Source organism: Pseudomonas sp. GM17 (genome assembly GCF_000282175.2).
GTDB lineage: Bacteria > Pseudomonadota > Gammaproteobacteria > Pseudomonadales > Pseudomonadaceae > Aquipseudomonas > Aquipseudomonas chlororaphis.
The window spans coordinates 727,256-744,366 of sequence record NZ_CP124732.1; the positions used below are offsets into that span (position 1 = coordinate 727,256).

Below are 17,111 nucleotides of genomic sequence, written 5' to 3' on the forward strand. Positions count from 1 at the left end.
GGTCATAGCCCCGTAGCCTTTTCGTACAGGCATGTTGTGGTAGCAGTAGATGGCAAGGCCCTTGGTCTGGCCAATATGGAAGCCGCAACGGATGAAAGCGTTGGTGACCATGGGCTTCAGATGGGGCGGTACCTCTTCCGAAGCAGGCACCTTGTGGCGACCACGGTGATGTGGAGTCTGTACGAAATGAACGGCAGACGGGAGCTGAATACCCTGGCCAATAGCGAGCTCGGTCGCAGCATTGAGTGACTCCACTTCCGCTGTGCTCTCCGTTACTTACAGGTAAAAAAACGATTTCAATACCTTCTGCCATTCCCTGCCCCTGAGCCTAGTTTTCTCGATCTCTTAAAATGATGAACTAATCTAACCATTTCGCCACGTGACACACGTGTGGTACTGCCTCCATTGAAATAAAAACTTCAAGCAAGGTGTAGACTGACCTCTCTATCGGCCATGATCAGCATAAGTGCGGGTAGCCCTTCTCCGGACATCAAGTTGGAAAGCGAAGCCAAAAGCGTTTGATCATCTGCGCTGGCGCTTGCAGAGCACCCCTGGGGGTGTGAATGCCATTCCCCCACATAGTCCACCACACTCGCAGTACGCCGATGGGCCTCTTTTAGAGTGTCCTCTTGGCCTTCCCGCCCCCGGACAAAGTGGGTCGGGCTAGATTGGCTATCAGCAGGTGTAGGGGGGGCATCGACCAAAATGATGGTTTTGCTTTTAAGGTCTGTCACACCCAATAAGATCCCCCCAGTTTCGCAAGGAAGGGCCCTTTCACGGAGCTGGCTGAGTAAAGCAATCAGGCCATCGTCATAGATAATCGACCACCCATTGACTTGTGCTGCATGCACAGGCTGGAGCTCAATTTCTGAAGCTGTCACCGACTCAGACTGATCGTCAACGGTCCACACACAGGCTCTAGCACCTGGCGTCAGTAGGCTTTTCCTAAGTTGACGAGAAAGAATCCCCGCATGCAGGTGAACACGCTCGACAGGTAAGCGAACGGAAATATTACGACACCCTCCGCCAACCCACATATCTCCATAATGATTATCAAGATGGTGTGTCCCCCAATCCGACCCAAGAATGGCTCGGTAATACTGCCCTTCTAATGCAGGGGTTCGTATTGTTCTATCTACATCCTCAAGCAATAAAACGCATGCCCTACCCGATGGCGTAAGGAACAAGCTAGCGGTTCTCGGTACGTTGTCTCGTTGGGCTAGTTCTCTAGGTGCGCTGAATGTAGTAGTAACATCCACAAGAAGGTTCGCATTTGCCAGTGAAGCCAGAACCTCCTCGTCTTGGTCAACGATACTTTTCGAGATAGCTACCGGCACACACTCGTTTGGATAGACGCTACAGGCTAATGCCTGCACAGCATCGACCTTGGGGTATCCAAGCTGATCATCGAAGCCAACATGGCGGGCCAAGTTGTGGGGTAGCAACTGATCAGGATCTACATACGTCCACTTTCCCCATGCTTGTCGGGTCCAGATGTCGGCGAGCATGCCACCAAGTGCACCAGTACCAGCCAACACACCTTTGAAATCTGCTGTTGCTGGATCCAATGCAGAAATTTTTCGTGCTTTGTCCGCATCTAGTGCAATGCGCACTTCGACTGGGACCAGTGCAGTGGAGCACCAATCGTTTGCCGGCATTTCACCCGCCGGCAGACCGATCAATGGCGAATGAAAATATCGCCCGCCCGCATCAGGAAGCGAGATCACTCCACATGCTTTGGCAAGCTCAAAGAACGAGCTCATAACCAGGTACCCCAGAGCGTCATACCGCTCCACCTGGCCATCCCGAAGTCGTGGAATCCTGACGACAATTAACAGCCCCTCATGCTTCATCTCCGACGATGCAGAGAGGCCACTGGCAGGAATCCCATCAACGAGGATCTCGTATAGACGGGTGGCTAGATTGCTTCCCCAAGCACTTAAACGCTCATGTAACTGACCAAGGGTCCGGGGGAACTCCAGTACCGCGGATGAGCCAACCCCATCAACAGCAAGCGATAGCAATCTGTAGCCACGTAGCTCCTGTTTGGCAATCTTGTCGGAGGCTGTAGGCGCAATACGGAATGTTGTCGAGCCGCTGAAATCTCCCGCCATCAACTCAATGACGCAGCTATTACCATTGCTACCAGCAAGCTCTAGAAAGTTGGCAGGGAGCAGTACCTGATAGGGGCTCATATAGAAGAGCTGCTCCAAGGGCTGATCTTCGCGATGGAGTTTCAGCGCAGCGGATTCGCGTAGCCACCAGAAGAGCCTGGAAAGGAAGCGCTCAGCTGTCCACGTGCGCTCCACCGTACTCCACGCGATGTTGTACAGGCACAGTGCGCGAGGCGTATCAGGAGGTGTCGGATGCTGGTGAGAAAGGGCGGGGAAGTCTTTACGCAATGGGCGAACAATTACCGGCATCTGAAGGCCATCACTGTGTCCTACCGTAATGGCAAGCCGCTCATTGCGATGGATGCCTCCGGGGTTCGTTCGCGGAACGGTCCCATCGCAGGCATCAATGATGATCGCTTCTACAGGGCCACAATCCTCCCCTGCACACAGCTCAACTATCTCGATGTAAGGGTTGTTCTCGCAGGCCCTGAGCAATGACTGGGCCAGCGGACTCAATGATTGCTCAACATCTTGCCTACCGAGGGGACGTCCCCAATCGAAGTACTCGATCATGCTTGGCCAGCCCGGGGGGCTGCCGCCGCAACAGCGCTACCTGCAGCGCTCCCCAACCCGACAATAACCCGAGTCAAGGTTCCATCTGACTGAGATTCAAGCTCAAGGGGCTCAGGTCCTTTGAGATCCCCCGTGCACAGAAAGCTGCCATCGACTGGTTGAAGAATAGACTTGTACTCGCGTTTAGCTCGGATGCAGGGCGGATCGATGTCGTCGTTCAGAATCTTCTTGCTGCTAGAGACGATGGTTGCCCCCTCACGTGCCTGCCCCAAAGCATTCCGAGCCTCCTGACAGACCTCAGCTTCCTCGCCATAGGTTGACCAACTGTCGTAAGAGAGCGAGTGCCATGAACAATGGTGGGGCGTTTGAAGAAGGTCGTATGCTAATACTTCAGGAGTGAGCTCGTACTTTTCCCAAAGTCGCCTCCAGATAGCTACCTCCGCGTCTCCCCCAGTGAGAAAACGAGTTGCATTGGCCGCCCATTGATACGGCGAGAGGTGAATATTGAGGATCACACTGGAATGGTTTTTCGACAGTGTCTCCTCAAGCTCTGCATCATCCTGTTTGGGGGAGGGGGCCAAAAGGCGTGCGGTGAAGAGTCCTGCCGTCGACTGACCATTGATCTGCTCGAAAGCTTCTCCAGCTTTCACTAGAATCGGAGCCAAATCATCGGTTTTACCATTCTCATCCTCTCCCATGATGCGAATCCGATTGCCGTCCCCTGCAGACCGGTAAGTCCGCCAGTACGCCACGCGGCGCCTAGCCTCAGTATTAAATGCCTTCGCATCATCACAGAGTGTATGGCCTTTTGAGGCCCGACGGAAAACCATTGGTGACGACCAGAGCTCACGAATCAGAATTCGTTTCTTTGTCATCTCTAGGTCATCGTCTGGGTAATCTTCTGGCGCACCCAACCAGAAATGCTTGCGCAGTCCTGAGCAGTGATCCTTGTCGGGGTGGCTCAGAAGAAATGCATCCACAAACGGGCGTCCATTACTGTCGTACTGGAGACGCTTTCGCAGTTCGCTCGCCACGTCCGGAGTAGGATCCGCTGGATTGTCTGCAGCCTGGCGTATATGGATGTCGACCAGCAGTGTAGTGACCCGAGTATCAGCCAGGCGCACTAAAGTCATATCCCCATTGTCTACGGGAAAGAAGGTTACTTTCGCAGTCATGGATCCTCCAGGGGCGTTGGTTGATAGGCCACCCTTGGGAGCTAAAATACGACTAGAAATTATGCTAGTCTAGTTTTTGTACGAATATTTTTTATTCCCACTAAAAGCCATAGGAAAATCAAAGGTATGAGTGAGATCTCGCCACGTGCAGGCCGCTGGGGGCAGGAGCGTCGTCTTGAGTTCATCGACTTCAGGTTGCTTTGGGAGGGCCGGCTCAACCGCTCTGACCTTACGAATTTCTTTAAGATCTCCGTTCCTCAGGCCTCCTTGGATCTGTCGAGATACCAAGAAATTGCTCCTCAGAATATGGTCTACGATCGAACTCAAAAGACCTATGTCGCCGCGGAAAATTTCGAGCCAGCCCTAAACAGGCCTGACAGCACCCAATACCTAAATGAGTTGCTATGGAGAAACTCAGGGACAGTGGCGCATAGCGATAGCTTCGTTGGTTGGTCCCCGCAAGTGGACACATTGCCGTTTCCCAACCGCAACGCCGACATCGATGTGATGCTTGCCCTACTACGTGCGATCCAACAGCAAGCGGCGATCGTGATTGGATACCAATCAATGGAGCATCCGCTCCCAGAGGATCGCCAAGTATTCCCAAGAGCATTTGCTTTTGACGGATTTCGCTGGCATCTCAGGGCCTTCTGCTTGAGATCTGGAAAACATAAGGATTTTGTTTTGGGGAGAATTTATTCTACAGGCGAGATGCTTACCCCGAAATCTGAGATTCCCGAAGATAATGATTGGAATACCTTCGTCACTCTAGTTATTGGTCCGAATCCAAATTACTCAAAGCCTCGAAGGCAAGCTATTGAGCGCGATTATAAAATGGTCAATGGCCAGGCTATTATAAAGACGCGACGTGCGTTGCTTTTTTATCTCAAGAAGCGGCTCAACTTGAGTGTGCCTGGTCAAGAGGTGGCAGACAGCCAGCAAATTATTTTGCTTAAAGAAGAGTGAGTGCCTTAGAAATATCTTTTCTTGGTTTTTAGAAGGATGAAGAGCACTCTATGCAGTTGGCGAGTTGCTTCAGGGGCGGAGGTTCGTGGTAGTTCGTAAGCCGGTATCGTGCTGCTTGTCTGTCTAGTTCACACAGGATGAGTTTGGTGGATGCTTACATAAAATCTATGTCTGGCATCAAGCATTAAGTTGGCTAGCATTCTGCCGATAAAGCATCGGTATTCGTTTTTAAGGCTCTAGCATGAATATTTCTTGGGAATGGCAGTTGCGATTGGAAGCGCTTCGTGACGGCGTATTTTCAATAGTTCAAGGCACCGTCCGGCTCGTTCGCTTTATATGGCGGTTCGTGTCCAGTGCGGGTTTCCTGGGTGGACTTTCGCTCGTAGCGACGATTGCATCTGCGATCGCTGCCTTTTTCACGTGGCAGGCCGCCGAGAGTGCAAATAAGGTCGCCGAAGCTTCACAGGCTTTTGCTCAGAAGATATATAACGACCAGATTGCACTTGGTCACCCCTCAATCTCTGTTCTTTCTGGAGAGACGTTTGTATCTGAAGAGAGGCACGATTCGTATTCAGACCAAGTGACGAAAAGCTATGCAGCTACCATTGTCTTGAGAAACTCCGGTCTACGTGACACTGCAAGAGCTTGGGTCGCGCTTTCAGCTGATCGAGGGTTTAATTATACAGACGATACGGACGTAGCTCTTGTCGCCCTTCCTAAGGATACGGATGTTCCTGTTCGGTTTGACCTTCACTGGCCTCCGCGTGCAGATTTGTATCGTAGTTCGTGGTACGTTGGATTCGTTTATGAGGACGAGGTGCCCGTCGAGGCTTTAGGTCCAGCAAGTGTGTTGTCGACAAAAGCACCATCCCTTCACATTACTTGCTCGGAGGCTAATGTCGTTAAGGTATCATCGTGGCCAAAAAAACTGGCTCAGAATGAATCGGTCAGGACTCTTTCACCAGGATCCCCTATAGCCGTAGGTCGAATGGCTTTCGATCAGTATGGAAGACCTATAGCGTCTACGACCGCAGAGGCAATCAGGAACAAAGTGATAGGGGCTATTAGGCAAGCAGGTGCGTGTTCGAAGGTGGCGTATTGAGCCATCTCATAGACTGTTGAGTCGTCAGCATTCCTGAGTACTACTTAGGCCGGTAGGAATTTGCGTACGGCTTAGACGCTAACTCCGTGCTCCATGCTGTCTCGGGTAGTTAGGCTGGAGATGGTGTCTACCAAAGTGCGCGGACACCATCGTCCTTAGTCTAGTAAGCTGAGGCGCTTGCTTGGAGCTGCTCTATGCCTCTCGCATTCAACTTTCTTGATCTTCGGGATACGCTGCCTGGGGTATCGATACCCATCCATCGCGAGTAATACCTGCCCCGATTCTTATGCTCTTGCTTTCGGTTGCCGCCCAATGCCCGCCCCGGTGTAAAACGGCACGAATTACTGACTTCCGTGGATGATCTTCATCAGCCTCGGCAGAACTACAAATGGCATTCCAGGTATGTTTATCCGGCATACTGGCCAATCGCGGACCAAGTAGTTGATCCAATATTTCAGTTGAAACATTGTGCCTCCCGCCGTGGTGAGGAACTTGGAAATATCGAATACCTGGCAAGGCGAGCCCTGCAAGGGGCGCATAGTCAATAACCTCTTGCAATGCTTCGCGTCCTGCATCGCCGGTAAGCAAGACGCGATGGTTGTTCAATACAGCCGTCTGCACCACACTCATCTCATTTTCTCGGCTGGTTGGCCCTGGAGGGAAGTATTCATCCCCCCATAGGGATTTGATGTACGCAGTCGCAGCCTTTAGCGCTCGGAATACGCCACCCAATGCACTATCAAAGGTATTTTCTTCAACTGGTTCGGGGGTTTTCTCTGAGTCAACAATTAGATCGAGGTAGCGATTCAATGTTGGTGCCATCACCAGAAATGGTCCAATTCTCTGCCCTTGAAGAGGGGCATGAATTGGAATTTTCTTAACCTCCGCAATGTCTTCGAGCATTGCCGTGGCCTCATAAATTGAGCGCAGCTTGCGTCTCAGTGCTTCAACTGATTCATAGGTCTCAAAGCGATCAATCAGCTGATCCGCATATATCCATGGCCTATTGATCCAGAGATTTCGGACCGTACATTGCTCCAGCACTTTTCTCAAGCCGTTTGCATGATCACGGTCAGGGTGTGTGAGGATTACGTTGTCGACGACTGTTGTTCCGTAGTGGGTTTTCAGATGCTCGACTATCTGATCCCCTGTATCCAGATAACCGCCATCAACAACATGCACACCTTCCGCGCCATTCACTGAATAGCGCAGCGTGATTGCATCTCCACTTTTTGAAGTTTCGACGCCAAGAAAGTCAATCTCGAAGTAGTCAGCCATACATTCCTCTTGTCTTATGCCGACAACGCGTCGGCGGCTTTCCTTACCAACGATCCACCGCGCAGGTTAGTCCTGTCGGTGTCCATGCCAATGGTATGGCAGGAAGGCCTCCCGCATCCTAGGCAATACTGCGCAGCGTCGTACGGTCGATACCAGTCTATGACCTCTCTGGATGAATCGGTACGTTTGCTATCTCCCCCCCATGCGCTCGGAAACGATGGGATGGTTCTCATTGGCATGTGCGTGCGCATTGTCATAAGCGTCAACGCATCAGCGATTTTGTTTTAGCCCGAACCCTGTAGATCGATGGCTTCGAACCGAGCCAAGTGGATTCAAGCCAGGATTTGCAATGGCGAACTATCCTAATATTGGTGCTTGCTCCACATTCCGATCTACTTTCTGCCAAAAAGCGAGCCTTGGGACGCGAATACGGCATGGAAAATGGATAAGTAAAACTTCCATGCCGCCAAGCTTTCCTGTACTACACGCTAAGGCGTCTCGGACTGTATACCAAGGAAGCGCCTGACCCTCTTGCACAGCATCACACTGAGGAATTGCGATGAAATCCAACCCTATATTGACGCCTTGGCAACGCAGGTCTGACTTTCAATGACAACCATATTTGAGTTGGTCAAAGACCCTTACGAGCGCAAGGCGCGTGTCATTCCCGGACTTCTTGTAGCTCTGCCGCTGCTCGTCCCGCTGTTGTGTGTCTATGGAGCAAAGCATCCGATACTTACAGGTGTGATTGGTTTGCTTAGCGGTTGCGGTGCTATCTATGCGCTGGCAAGCGTGGCACGTGGACGTGGAAAGAAGCTCGAAGAGCGTCTGGTAGCAAAGTGGGGTGGAATGCCAACCACCATAGCTCTACGCCATCGTGATAAGTTTTTGGATTGCGTCAGCAAGCAGCGGTATCACACGGCGATCACTACAAAACTAGGCATTGCCATGCCGACGCCAGAAGAAGAGTCAGCGAATCCGGAGAAGGCGGATGACATCTATATTGGAGCAACTAAACGACTCCGCGAGCTTACTCGCTCAAACAAGCAACTACTGTTGAAAGAGAATATTGCTTATGGGTTTCATCGCAATATGCTGGCGATGAGGCCTGTTGGAATCTTGTCGTGCCTCCTGGGTATCATTTACGGTTTGCTAATTGCAAAGGTTCTAAATGTTACATCTCCTCATTTTTCGCCCATACATTTTGTAGATCCAGGTCTCGCTGCTGGCCTGACACTACTTATTTCGATTGCACTGCTTTCTGCTTGGCTACTGTACTTTGACCAAGGTTCCGTTAGACAGATGGGATTCGTCTATGCGGAACGTTTATTCGAGTGCTTGCCGTCGCTGTCTGTTTCAGCTTCGCGGAAAAAAGTATCAAAGCCGACAACTTCTGGTTGAGGTATTTCTCAAGCTTGAGCCCACTTCGTAACCTAACTTTCAGGTGATCTGAGAGCTGTAGATACACTCGGCAATGGAATGAGTTGAAGTGGGTAATTGCAATTCAATGAATTTTAAGCTGCTCACTCTGGCACGGAGCAAGGTCGAAACCACCCAAATAATAGCCCTGAACGAGGCAATCACTTCGAACATTGCCAAGCTCAATCTGGAAAGTACCTTCCTGCACGTTTCCTTCCTGTACAATTTCTTTATCCAGCTCTCCCGGCGACAATAGCGTTATGATCACCTTGCCATTGGCCCCCTGCTCATTGTCGATGATTTTGATGCGTCCGCTGACGCCATTCCTGCTCACGGCAAACCGATCGAAGCAGGTAGCCCGCGCCGCACGAACCAACACATGTGCACCACCTGTTACCAAGCCATGACACGTCTCGTGATCATCCGCAATACCTGTCAGGCGCAAGCTGTTGGGCTCCCTGTAGATATGTTCCCGGAACTCACGCATCCAGACGTCGAGCAGCGGATCCCCGATCGGTGATTCCGACATGAACATCACGTTGCGCTCCTCGCCTGGCTGTAAGTGAACCCAGCTCTTTTCGACATAAGTGCGGAACCATGGGCTGGATTGCCTAACGACCACCTGGCAGGTGGACGCGGAAGGAAGCGGGTTCGTTACCTTCACGACTCCGATTTCGCGGGTAGAAGGTGATGCGCTTACCGAGATCATCTGCGTATGATTGGATTGTGCTTCATTGTTGTCGAGTGTGATTTCGCGGATGGCCGCATTATTCGGATCTCTATATTCCTCAATCTGGGCGACCACGCAGTAATGTGATGCGACGTTGTTAAGGAAAGGGATAGCCGATAGTGGCGGCGGTACCCATGGCACCGACGACGTGAATTCGACCTCAGCCCCTGACATCACATCGTGCACGTCGCTGCCGAGCGCGGTCACGGCGCCCCCTCCCAAGGTAAAGTCCTTTACAAAGAAGTTTACCCTTACACCGAGGGCGTCGATCTGGCCAGGATTGCGCACGGTGGCCACGATCCTGTTGTCGTGCCCCTCCCATGGGATATCGCGGAAGCGGGTGTCGGCTAGGTTGCGGGCGTTAGTCACCCGAAGATCTGGACTCTTCCAGTTAGTACTTGGCGCCCAAGGGCGGATCTGTGGATCGGGTTTCGCATCACCGTAGGTGATATGGATTCGCGCGAAGTCCGTGCCGGTTTCGACAACGTCCATCTTGAAGTCATTTGGGTATGCAGCCGATGACGTATCCTTTTCCTCATAATTATCACCTTGCTGAAATTCACCCCGATCGAGGTCGCCGTCATCACGAATTCTCAGAATGTTTCGTCGATCTGTGGGCTCTAAACCCGACATACAATCAACGCCAACGACAGTCTGATCTGCCGGCACGTCCTGATCCTTAAGCGTGCCGGGTCGCTCACGCCGGTACTCGAAGTAATAATTTCGGCCGTCAGCAATACGAACCTCTACGACCGAGTAGCGCCCTGCTGGGGGTGAGCCGAGGTCACTGGCATGAAGCACAATTTCCTCATCCACAGGGCCGAGTGTTGCGAAACTGAGGTTGCGAACATGAGCCGCCAGCACCCACCCCAGCATCATCTTTTCGACGACCGTTGGTTGCGAGAATTCCTCCTCCCACGACATCACCGACCAACTGGCACCCCTAGTCGTAGTGGCTGCCAGATCACGGTCCTTCGCCCATTGTGGGTGACCGCTACGGGCATATTCGTCTGGAAGTCCAAAATTGTGACCGAGTTCGTGGGCGACGGTCTCAGCACGAACCCTGCCACTGATGTCGCGGGTCTCCCAATCATCGGGCATTGAAAACATCTGAATAGTGCGGTTGATAGGGATCGTTATATTGATCGAGCCCCAGAGGACTGGCACCTGTATCGTTTTCCGATCAACCTCAAAGGTGAGTTGGTAGCTGCCGGGCCGCGTGGCACTGGGCCACGTAAAGCGCCCAGGGTTTGCACCGCTTGCGGGCAGTGACCGCATAACCAGCACAATAGAATCCACAGTCATCAGGTCCAACACCGGCGCTTGGCCGGCCGAAACTGCCGTGTTGTTCATCGAACGTATATTCGCGATGGCGGCACGTGCAAATCCCTCCCATCCATCCGTCCTACCAGTGGTGGTATTGATAGCCGTTCCATAGGAGTCCCAGTTATTCGTCAGCCGTATAGGACCAATCACGCCCGCATTAACGAGATCCATCTGATTGTCGGAAACATCTCTCCAGTAGCGTCGTGCGGATTCAAGCACCCCCCCTCTCGACACGCCATCAAAGACCTCGTTCTGCCATGTCGTTCTTAGCACCGTCTGATCAGCAATACTCAGGGCCGTAATGTCGGTGGTCTCAAGGATCACAATCGCGACCCTTCGGTCGCCGATAACCGGTGTAACCGCAAGATTCTGAGGAACATAGGGATCCCCACCGCCCCAAGCAGGGTCTGGAACTTCGGCTCCAACCACACCGATGTAACTGGCTGGAGGGCCGTCTTTACCAGTCCAAACATTAGTGATTTCAAAAGTCCCGCTCGCCAGTTCATCGCCTGTATTTCGATCATGGGCGATTACCTTGTAAGAGCCAGCGACCGCGCTCGCGGCCAGTACAACCGATGGCCGCTTCGCAAATGTGGCATCTTTGGAGTGGGAAATGATTCCACCTTCAGCGGGCTCCACATGGAAAATCACATCATCAAATGCAACACCGTTTGTTGCTACCCCAATACGCGCCCAACTTGATAAATACATTGCTTTCGGAGGCATCTCCAAAGAGACCGGGGGGGCTACCGGCAGATCAATCAGCAACAGGCTCTGTCCTGATCCCACAACCAGTGCGCCGTAGCTGGGCAAAAAATCTACGCTCCAAACCCGCTTTAGTCCGGTTGCGAGCACAAATGGTGGTTGGGCGGAATCAGCAGGGTCGACCAGCACGATGCGGTCAGTTTCGCCCACGGCAATTTGGGTGCCGGCGATATCGGTCCATGATAGGTCACGCGCCGCACCTAGAACCGTGACAGGCAACCCAGCCTCACCGCTCGTGAGATCGACCGGAAGCAAGCTGGTCGTTCCCGCCCTGGATAAAAGGTTCGCGAGCGATGCGCCAGCTCGAACGGTAATCGCGCCGGGTGTGGCCAGCCCCGTGGCCACAATTAAGGGATTGGTCGGCGAGGCAAGCGACACGCGCAGCAGTCTACCCGAGGTGCTTGAGGTGACCAGAGCCGTTCCAGTCGCGGCATCAACGGCAAGGCCCCATGCACCGGAAATGCTCGCCAATTTGGTGATCGACGGCGTTGGCCCGAATTCTATACTGAGGAGACCATTCTTGACGGTCGCAAGGACGCGGTCCCCGGCCGGATGAGCGGCCAGCGAACGGACGGCGGAACCAACAGCCCCCATCTCGAGAACCACGCCTGTGGCATCGTAACGGGTCAGTTTTCCGCCGATGGAGCTAACAACAATACTGTTGTCCGCAAGTGCACATACTGCCGACCCAAGTTTGACGCCGTTGACAAGCGTGGTCACAGCCATGGCTCACCTCTCTGGCCCGCCAAATATCGGGTAACGGAGGACGCGTTAATTTTGGCCACCTGCAATGCCGTAACGATTTCAGCTAAAAGTTGGCCTATTAACCCTACACAAAAACCAGACTAATTTTCATTAGTTAAAATTTACTATTTTAATTTATTCGGCTTCAGTCCAATGGTGAGCTGCCCCCAACAAACTTGTTCCTGTCGGTTTATCCAATGGCCGATCGAGCCTGTCTGCCCGGTTAATGCCACCGACAGCAAGATTTTCGAAGGATACGAAAGATGGCACTACTTACTTTAGCATTCGGTGAGACGGCATTAATAACATTTTGAGATATACGCAATCAAAATTCGCGATTGATACTTTCATAACCACCTGTACTCGACGCCTTGAATAATAAGGGTTACGAGTTGTATTTCTCTCTATTTCAACAAGCCGGGAAGATAGATTGGCCAGTTCGAGAGCCTCCACCTATGCTCGATCTACGTAGCGAGGGTTACTAATGGCGCGCTCAGCTGTTCTGATAGGTGTCAATCGCACCGGCAAGACCTCCGAAACAAGCCGAGGAGTCAAACAATGTTCGCAAGCTTCGAACAGTTCAATAGTCGCTCAACTTCCCATGGTCCCAAACAAAATATTGACACGATGAGCGAGTTATTTTGAATAGCCAATATTTCTCAAATACAACTTAACAAAAACTCACTTTACTCCATGTTTTTCACAATCGTTCGAGCTATAACAAAACATCTGCCCCACCCTTCTACCGCGGTTGTCAAATATCTCACCAATCCCATTATAAATGAAAATATGACCGTCAACATTAATCTCCCAGTTAGCTGGATCGCCTGGGAGACCGTATCCGGTGACTCTCACGTCCGGCCCCTTAGGGGCACGCTCATAGCCAATCAACTGCGCTATCACGAAACCTTTATCATAGCCTCTTGCTGGTTGGCCGTAGTATCTAGTCTGATAGCAAAGTCCTGGATCAATATTGTACATCGCATTCCGATCTCGATATTCATTTGCATATATAAATTTAACTCCCACCACGCTAGGTAATTCCGGACGATACCCTTTGAAGTTGCCAGCAAGGTAGTCATTCCATGGAATACCACTCAGAACAGTACAATTAGGATCTCTTGCTCTGTGAAATGCACGTCCCCCCTCAGCAACGACATTGAAACTAAAGACAAAGAGCGTTAGTAACAGAGCAAACCGAAAAGTGTACTATCTTTATTGACTCGAACATTGTTATTAAACTCCCAGTCATTTAATGAACCCGCACCACTGCCAGTTCCTCTTTCGCTTCCAGCACCACCACTACCTGCACCACCAGGCTTCATGACATCTGGAATCGCGAAATCATCTCTCTTGTCAGCGGCACCTGGAGGTCCAGGCTCGTGCGGTATGGGCGATAGGCCGCGTGGAAGATAATTAGTGTGGTCGATTCTGAGAGCCTCCAGGATTTTTAGCCCTCTGGCCACTTCACCTTGTAAAAACTCTAGCGGTCTAGTTTTAGTATTATTTTAAATTAATCTATCAATTACCATCGCCGGACTATTGAATCCCCAATACCCGCCATTGCTACCGCTCTTCAAATCCAGATAGCTAGCGACATCTTGCACTAGGTTAGTACAATTTAGTGTTAGAAAATTATAGTCATTAACATCCCACGAGTTTAATATTTGCTCTACAGCTCTTGCCTGCTGTTCACTAACGTACACTGTAAAAGCGACTGAGCTAGCCAAGTCGTTAAACTTATATGTGGCTTCTCCCTTGCCATACAGTTTCGATATTAACGGTATTGCTGTGGCCCTATCGACATCAGGATAGAAGCCCGCAATTTTTGTATAATAGATTGTGCCATCTGACAGTTCTTTTCCTAAATAGATAAAAACGTGCCAAACTAAAGAGCAACCATAATTACTGCCATCTCGCGCAGCTGGCCGAGCCCTAAATGAAACAACATCCTTTCCCGGAAGATTTTTCCGAACTATTCGAATGACGTGCTCAACAATCGGTTCTTCGGGTGGAACTACAACCTCGTACGGCCCAGTACCAAAGCGGTCAGTACACTTTCCTATAGAGATTTCGAGTAGCCGACAGCCACCAACATAGCCCGACCTTTTTGACCAATGTGGTATTTCTGGCTTTAATTCGACAGCCAATACAAATCCAAATGAAATAGATAGCAAGAGTAGGCACATCCGAAGCCAAACTGTCCTACACATCATTTTTGCTCCTGCGCCCGATCAGCGTTGATAGCTAAGAGTAGTCCAAAACCAAGCACGGAATTTTTCTTACAGGTTTGCAATAGCGGGCGACTATTGCTTTTTTACATTCATTCCGGAGACCGACGCCATAAAGCCAACCCCCGGCAAAGCCGAGGGCAGGTGTAGCTCTGTGGCCAACGTACAGCAAGTGGGCGGTGCCAACCCATACACAGATCTAAAAGCCGCGCTTCAATCTTTATTGCAAGAGCTCTCCACTTCTGGCCTGCCTCTGCCAGAGCGCCAAGAGGCTGAAGAGCTTATTGGTAAGACGATGCAGGAGATCGAAAGCGATAAACCTAGCAAAGGCGTTGTGAAGGTGCATGGTTCCGTTGCGCGAATACTTGAATATACGGTGGCACTATAATCTCCACAGAATGAGACGTGAGCGTCCATTCGGGAAATCACGACGGATAAGAGCAGGCGGAAATGGCTATTTCTGCTCGGAGTTCGTTGTGCAGTGCTACATAGAGTGCGGCTACATTTCAGGGGAGCAGCGCTATTACGACGCCCGGTGTTGGTCACCCACGGGGTTAGCAGAAGATAGATTCTTTGAACTTATTGGCTTCATGTCCGCTGGCGAATTAATGGCTGTTCATCCTGATGACCCGCATTTAGCGGGGAGCGCTTGGGTTCTGACACCGGAAGGCCAGCAGTTGCTTAAAGAGCGCAAGAAACGGATGGAGAAGCAGATCGAAGCATATCTGCTGCAGATGTCGCAAAGCGAGGATGCGTGATGGTAGGGCTCATAGAAATCTACGGCATTACGGGCATGCGCGCTCTGCACCAGAATTTATGATTCCTTCCTTTATATAGACAAATATTCTTGATAGAGGGTTGAGGTGCCGCCAGCCTCGGGCGGTACCTATATATAGAAGAAGGGGTCAATCGGTTGGGCGGCGTCCCTACAAGGGCTGCTTGATGGGAATGAATCATTGACCAAGCTGACCAAGCAAGCCACGAAATATGCTTGAGGTAAGAGCCATTTGCCTGTCAAAAGGTCATTTATGGTCCAACACATGTGCATGGCCTCTTCAGGCTATTAGAGCAGCCATGACGGTATCATGGCTGCTCATACGGCCAAAACGCATCGGGCCGAGAGGTATTTCGCAAGAAGCTCACGCGAGCGCAGTGTCTAACCTTCGCTCGTCAAAATCGTGGCGGGGACGATTACATAACCGAAGAACACCCAGTTCGGGTGGTCGACGTTTTCGTCGATAAGCTTGACCTAGGGCAATTGGGCTCGAGGGTGTCGCCCCTACTGCAATGGGGCATCCGGTTTACCACCCAGCGGTCTTGCTGAAAATCTACATCTACGGCTACCTCAATTGGATTCAGTCCAACCGCCGACTTGAACGTGAGGCGGAGCACAATATTGCGATGAGATGACGGGAAAGGGGTTGAGCCGAAACAACAAGGGGAGCTCTGACTATTTAGGGGATAGAAGAGTCGTAGCAGTGGCCTGTCTGGAGCTTGTTCAGGATGTCAAAGCTATCGTGGTCGCATTCTATCGCATTGGGACACCCGCCCACGGGCAGTCCAATCCGCAACCATGGGCGATGCGCCCATGTTCCACGTGGAACCAACTATTGTGGGAGTCGAGTAGGCTTTTCTCATTTACTTTGTGAATGTGGGTAGGCGTATTCACAAAAAACATGATTTTCCACCAGCGTTTGCTGGAGCTCCCGAGTCATCTATTTTGTGCCCCTACATCCGGGTTGCATCGCCGAAATGAAAAAGGCCAACGCTCAGCATTGGCCTTTTTTATTGCCCGGTTAAAAGGGGCGCCCTACTCGGCCGCTGAAACACTTTCCAGGCGATAGCCATAACCATAGATGGTCAGCAACTGCCAGCCACGATCCGCGGTCAACCCCAGCTTGTTGCGCAAGCGGTAGATGTGAGTGTCCAGGGGACGGGAGGAGACGATTTCCTCGTGGGTCCAGAAACGTTCGTAGAGGTATTCCCGGGATAACGGCCGACCCAGGTTGGCGAACAGGCAGCGGGCCAGGCGGTACTCGCGTTCTGTGAGACTGATCGGGCTGCCGGCACGGGTCACGGTCAGCTCGGCGTCATCGAAGGCCAGGTCGTTGAAGGTTTGCACCTCGACGGCTGCCGATCGCTGCAAGCCATGACGCCGCAGGACGGCGGTTACCCGTGCCTTGAGTTCGTTGGGGCGGAAAGGTTTGCTCACATAGTCGTCGGCACCGGTGTTCAGGGCCTGGACGATATCGCTCTCGGCATCGCGGCTGGTGAGCATGATGGCCGCCGGTGGCGCCTCCATGTGTTCACGGGTCCAGCGCAGCAACGACAGCCCGCTGAGGTCCGGCAGCTGCCAGTCGAGAATCAGCAGGTCGAAGGTTTCGCGCCGCAGCTGCCGCAGCAGATCCTCGCCACGCTCGAAGCTGTGCAGCGTCCATGGCTGTTCCCCGGGGCCGGGGATCTGTCGCAGTGTCTGTTCCACCCGCGCCAGTTCGGCGGGTTCGTCATCCAGTATTGCGACACGCATGCGGGGCAGTTCCTTTTATCGCGAGAGAATGCTGATGGCTTTATTTGAGGCCTTACCTGGCGCTGAGTTTAGGCTGATCAGACGAATCTGAACAATTGTGGCGAATTGCTCTGGTTCATACCTTTGCTCGGTACGCTGATGTCATATAGCCGGTAGCCGAC

10 protein-coding genes and 1 pseudogene are annotated in these 17,111 nt (G+C 51.8%); 5 read left to right on the plus strand and 6 right to left on the minus strand.

Translation table 11 applies throughout. The features are described from left to right. Positions 1-419: 419 nt before the first annotated feature. Together cap2-3 and mblB are read right to left on the minus strand one after the other, a co-directional pair. Complete coding sequence (gene cap2-3 / locus PMI20_RS03315; protein ID WP_007921059.1) at positions 420-2,687, minus strand: anti-phage 6A-MBL system cap2_3 protein; 2,268 nt, start codon at positions 2,685-2,687, stop codon at positions 420-422. After that, a complete protein-coding gene (gene mblB, locus PMI20_RS03320; RefSeq protein WP_007921057.1) occupies positions 2,684-3,862 on the minus strand; it encodes an anti-phage 6A-MBL system MBL-fold protein in 1,179 nt (392 codons plus the stop codon). The genes cap2-3 and mblB overlap by 4 nt, the downstream gene beginning before the upstream one ends. 126 nt (positions 3,863-3,988) lie before the next feature. Here mblB and PMI20_RS03325 point away from each other — a divergent pair, with 126 nt between their 5' ends. After that, positions 3,989-4,828: a BrxR family helix-turn-helix transcriptional regulator gene (locus tag PMI20_RS03325; RefSeq protein ID WP_007921055.1), complete on the plus strand. Its 840-nt coding sequence runs from the start codon at positions 3,989-3,991 to the stop codon at positions 4,826-4,828. 1,309 nt (positions 4,829-6,137) lie between these two features. Here PMI20_RS03325 and PMI20_RS03330 read toward each other — a convergent pair. Next, a complete protein-coding gene (locus tag PMI20_RS03330; protein ID WP_007921050.1) occupies positions 6,138-7,208 on the minus strand; it encodes a ComEC/Rec2 family competence protein in 1,071 nt (356 codons plus the stop codon). 609 nt (positions 7,209-7,817) lie between these two features. Here PMI20_RS03330 and PMI20_RS03335 point away from each other — a divergent pair. After that, the gene (locus PMI20_RS03335; RefSeq protein ID WP_007921047.1) at positions 7,818-8,609 is read left to right on the plus strand and encodes a hypothetical protein; all 792 of its coding nucleotides are present in this window, start codon (positions 7,818-7,820) and stop codon (positions 8,607-8,609) included. A gap of 103 nt (positions 8,610-8,712) precedes the next feature. On the opposite strand, the gene PMI20_RS03340 is transcribed toward PMI20_RS03335, so the two are convergent. Beyond that, positions 8,713-12,174, minus strand: coding sequence for a hypothetical protein (locus PMI20_RS03340; protein ID WP_007921045.1), 3,462 nt, complete (start codon positions 12,172-12,174; stop codon positions 8,713-8,715). A gap of 1,526 nt (positions 12,175-13,700) precedes the next feature. Continuing rightward, complete coding sequence (locus tag PMI20_RS03345) at positions 13,701-14,342, minus strand: hypothetical protein (RefSeq protein WP_157173129.1); 642 nt, start codon at positions 14,340-14,342, stop codon at positions 13,701-13,703. A gap of 235 nt (positions 14,343-14,577) precedes the next feature. On the opposite strand from PMI20_RS03345, the gene PMI20_RS03350 reads away from it, so the two are divergent. The 3 genes and pseudogenes from PMI20_RS03350 to PMI20_RS03360 form a co-directional block, all read left to right on the plus strand. After that, on the plus strand, positions 14,578-14,811 hold the full coding sequence (locus PMI20_RS03350) for a hypothetical protein (protein ID WP_157173128.1): 234 nt from the start codon (positions 14,578-14,580) through the stop codon (positions 14,809-14,811). Between the two features lie 88 nt (positions 14,812-14,899). Beyond that, the gene (locus PMI20_RS03355; RefSeq protein ID WP_037033684.1) at positions 14,900-15,181 is read left to right on the plus strand and encodes a hypothetical protein; all 282 of its coding nucleotides are present in this window, start codon (positions 14,900-14,902) and stop codon (positions 15,179-15,181) included. 428 nt (positions 15,182-15,609) lie between these two features. Continuing rightward, positions 15,610-15,827, plus strand: a pseudogene (locus tag PMI20_RS03360) (transposase); the annotation flags it as partial. A 406-nt stretch (positions 15,828-16,233) separates the two neighbouring features. On the opposite strand, the gene PMI20_RS03365 reads toward PMI20_RS03360, so the two are convergent. After that, the gene (locus tag PMI20_RS03365; RefSeq protein WP_007921041.1) at positions 16,234-16,950 is read right to left on the minus strand and encodes a response regulator transcription factor; all 717 of its coding nucleotides are present in this window, start codon (positions 16,948-16,950) and stop codon (positions 16,234-16,236) included. Positions 16,951-17,111 lie beyond the last annotated feature (161 nt).

Coding starts and splice junctions, on each gene's coding strand:
- PMI20_RS03335 (WP_007921047.1), top strand. CDS start 7,818: ATGACAACCATATTTGAGTTGGTCAAAGACCCTTACGAGCGCAAGGCG.
- cap2-3 (WP_007921059.1), bottom strand. CDS start 2,687: ATGATCGAGTACTTCGATTGGGGACGTCCCCTCGGTAGGCAAGATGTT.
- mblB (WP_007921057.1), bottom strand. CDS start 3,862: ATGACTGCGAAAGTAACCTTCTTTCCCGTAGACAATGGGGATATGACT.
- PMI20_RS03365 (WP_007921041.1), bottom strand. CDS start 16,950: ATGCGTGTCGCAATACTGGATGACGAACCCGCCGAACTGGCGCGGGTG.
- PMI20_RS03330 (WP_007921050.1), bottom strand. CDS start 7,208: ATGGCTGACTACTTCGAGATTGACTTTCTTGGCGTCGAAACTTCAAAA.
- PMI20_RS03340 (WP_007921045.1), bottom strand. CDS start 12,174: ATGGCTGTGACCACGCTTGTCAACGGCGTCAAACTTGGGTCGGCAGTA.
- PMI20_RS03325 (WP_007921055.1), top strand. CDS start 3,989: ATGAGTGAGATCTCGCCACGTGCAGGCCGCTGGGGGCAGGAGCGTCGT.